Source organism: Kamptonema animale CS-326 (genome assembly GCF_028330895.1).
GTDB classification, from domain to species: domain Bacteria; phylum Cyanobacteriota; class Cyanobacteriia; order Cyanobacteriales; family Microcoleaceae; genus Kamptonema; species Kamptonema formosum.
This window is the reverse complement of record NZ_JAQMUA010000392.1, coordinates 1-3,189: the sequence shown is the minus strand read 5'-3', so window position 1 is coordinate 3,189 and position 3,189 is coordinate 1. Positions and strand designations below refer to the sequence as shown.

Here is a 3,189-nt window from a genome sequence, read left to right as displayed (position 1 = left end):
GTTAATGAATTAATGAGAATCAGGCGTAATAAATTACCATTTTTTCAGAGGGGTATGAGGGCTATGTCCTTTATTCTATCTATGTTCTGACGGGGTTGTCACCCCGTGAACTTAGTTTGTATAGTAGCGATTTCAATCGCCAAACGATCGAGGGGATATCAAACTCGGATTTAGTATTTTTATTTTCCCACCCTAGCAGCCTGTTGAGATAATTATCCTGCCAAAACACGCGATCGCATTTCCAAATAAATCAACAAAGCCGTCACATCAGCCGGATTCACCCCGCCAATTCTCGCCGCTTGACCAATAGTTAACGGCTTCACCTTCGCCAACTTTTCCCGTGACTCCTTAGACAAAGTTTCAATTGTCATATAATCCAAATCCGGCGGCAATTGGCGATGTTCGTGTTTGCTAACTTGGTCAATCTGATGTTGTTGGCGTTGTAGGTAGCCAGAATATTTAATATCAATTTCCGCCCCTTCTTTCTCAGCCAACTCTAAACTAGAATTAGCCAAATTATAGCGTTCCAAATCTGCATAGTGGAAACCCGGACGGCGTAACAAATCAGCCAAAGTAATCGAACCTTTAATACTTTGCTGCATATCGGCAAAAATTGCCTTGCCTACCTCCTCGCCTTCCTTTACCCGCGTTGAGTAAAGCCGTTCTTTTTCCGCGATAATATTCGCTTGTTTCCGTTGGAATAACTCCCAGCGACGGTCATCAATCAAACCAATTTCTCGGCCCAAAGGAGTTAGACGTTGATCGGCATTATCCGAACGTAATAATAACCGATATTCAGACCGAGAAGTAAGCATCCGATAAGGTTCGCGTAAGTCTTTTGTACACAAATCGTCAATTAGCGTACCGAGGTAACTGTGCTCGCGGGGAAAGACAATCATTTCTTGATTCTTAACAAACCGGACAGCATTAACCCCAGCCACAATTCCCTGCGCTGCTGCTTCCTCATATCCCGTTGTCCCGTTAACTTGACCAGCACAAAATAAACCCTCAATTTTTTTAGTCATCAAGGTTGGAAAACACTGAGTTGCTGGTAAATAATCGTATTCAACTGCATAGGCGGGCCGCAACATCACGCAATTTTCTAAACCGGGAAGAGTCCGCAACATTTGTAACTGCAAATTTTCAGGTAAACCAGTAGAAAATCCCTGGATGTACAACTCAGGAATATCGCGGCCTTCCGGTTCAATAAATATCTGATGACTGTCCTTATCTGCAAAGCGGACAATTTTATCTTCAATGCTAGGACAATAACGCGGCCCTTTCGCATCTACCCAGCCGCCGTAAACTGGAGAAAGGTGTAAATTTTCTCTAATTAATTTATGAGTTTCTGGAGTAGTACGGGTGAGATAGCAAGGCATTTGTTCCCGTTCTATCCAAACATCAGGATCGAAACTAAACCAGCGGACATCGGCATCACCGGGTTGGGGTTCAAGGTTAGTATAATTGAGGGAACGTTTGTCTACTCTGGCGGGCGTTCCTGTTTTTAACCTTCCGGTTTCAAAGCCTAGTTTGTTTAGAGTTTCAGTTAACCCAACGGCGGCAAATTCACCTGCACGTCCCGCTGGCATTGATTTATTACCAACCCAAATAATGCCACCCAAAAATGTGCCTGTGGTGAGAATAACTGCTTTACATCCGAAGGCGACACCGAAATAAGTTTCGACACCAATAATTTCATCATTAGCACCCAAAACTAAATCTGTCACCATGCTTTCGCGGATGCTTAAATTGTCTTGATTTTCGACAATATTCTTCATTATTGCCGCATATTCGCGCTTATCAGTTTGAGCTCGTAATGCCCAAACTGCCGGGCCTCGCGAGGAGTTAAGAATCCGTTTTTGTAAGTAGGTGCGATCGGCCATTTTGCCGATTTCTCCACCTAGTGCATCGACTTCATTGGTGAGTTGAGTTTTAGCGGGGCCACCGACGGCGGGGTTGCAGGGTTGCCATGCAATTTTATCGAGATTTAGGGTTAGTAATAGGGTGCGACAATTGAGGCGGGCGGCGGCGAGGGCGGCTTCGCAGCCTGAGTGTCCGGCACCAACTACGATGATGTCGAAGTGGTCTTGAAATTCTGGGGGAGTTTTTGTGGTCATGGCTAATTCAATGGAAGTGCATAGGAGAAACGATATTTTAGTTTTTTTAGTTTAATCTAAGTTCAAGGTTAAAGAGCATATATAATAATGTAGCATTTATTTTCAAAAGTTACGAGTGAGCGATATGACGATTTTATTTTACGTTGATGAGGGTGGCACTGGCTGGAACGATAGACAGACAAATTTCTTTTTTCTAGCTAGTTTTGCTATCCATATCCAGCACTGGTCACAAATGGATAGAGAAGTTTCAGCACTTAAGAAGGAGCTATTTAGTGGGAGGGAACCTGACGACTGGGAACTTAAGGGGCGCGATATTTGGCAAGGTGTGGGTGCATTTAATAATTTACGAAGGGAAAATCGTCTTCGAGCTTTTAAGCAAGTTTCAGAAACTCTGAGTAAGTTACCTTGCCATATATTTGCTGTTCAAATCAACAAAAAAAGATTGCGCGAGACCAGCGAAGATATTAAAGATGACACTGGGTTATATCGCTTAACTTTCAATCAATTATTAGAGCAGCTAGATGCTTATCTAAAGCAATATAACGAAACTGGAATATTACTTATGGATTCGCGTTCAACTCAGCATACCAGTGTTCAAGATGGGAGATTGCTCAGAGTGTATAAAAATTGGAAGTCACAAAAAGAATCTTCTAACTTTGTGGAACTACCTTTGTTTGGCTTTTCAGAATTTTACACTGGTTTGCAGCTAGCAGATTATGTAGTGTACTTGATCGATCGTAGTTCAAAAGAAGCAGGTACAGCCAGTGGCAATACCGAATTGCAGGAAGCCTTGAATTTTATTCAATCGAAAATTAAATTAGTTGAACTCCCTTAATTTGGGAGGTTTGTTAAAAAATCCACGACACTCAAAAAGTAGTCGTGGATTAAAGCTAGGAAACACGACCCCTGCTTGGGGGTCAGTCAAGAGTTTTTTTGGTTTTAAAGGTTTTTCAACAACTGGCGCACGGTATTTCAACCGCGCTATAAATTCCCGTGTAGTTCGGGATACCTGGTTGTTTAGACAGGCGCACGGCATCTCAACCGTACCATAACTCCCCGTGCAGTTCGGGGC

2 protein-coding genes are annotated in these 3,189 nt (G+C 42.9%); one reads left to right on the top strand and one right to left on the bottom strand.

Going from position 1 to position 3,189, the window contains the following annotated elements; genetic code table 11:
- Positions 1 to 212: 212 nt before the first annotated feature.
- Positions 213 to 2,117 carry a tRNA uridine-5-carboxymethylaminomethyl(34) synthesis enzyme MnmG gene (gene mnmG, locus PN499_RS23045; RefSeq protein WP_272034978.1) on the bottom strand — a complete coding sequence of 635 codons (1,905 nt, stop codon included), beginning with the start codon at positions 2,115 to 2,117 and terminating at the stop codon, positions 213 to 215.
- A 124-nt stretch (positions 2,118 to 2,241) separates the two neighbouring features.
- On the opposite strand from mnmG, the gene PN499_RS23040 reads away from it, so the two are divergent.
- The gene (locus tag PN499_RS23040; RefSeq protein WP_272034977.1) at positions 2,242 to 2,952 is read left to right on the top strand and encodes a DUF3800 domain-containing protein; all 711 of its coding nucleotides are present in this window, start codon (positions 2,242 to 2,244) and stop codon (positions 2,950 to 2,952) included.
- Positions 2,953 to 3,189: the final 237 nt, after the last annotated feature.

Excerpts from the sequence above, each read along its gene's own strand:
- PN499_RS23040 (WP_272034977.1), top strand. The coding sequence starts at position 2,242 with ATGACGATTTTATTTTACGTTGATGAGGGTGGCACTGGCTGGAACGAT.
- mnmG (WP_272034978.1), bottom strand. The coding sequence starts at position 2,117 with ATGACCACAAAAACTCCCCCAGAATTTCAAGACCACTTCGACATCATC.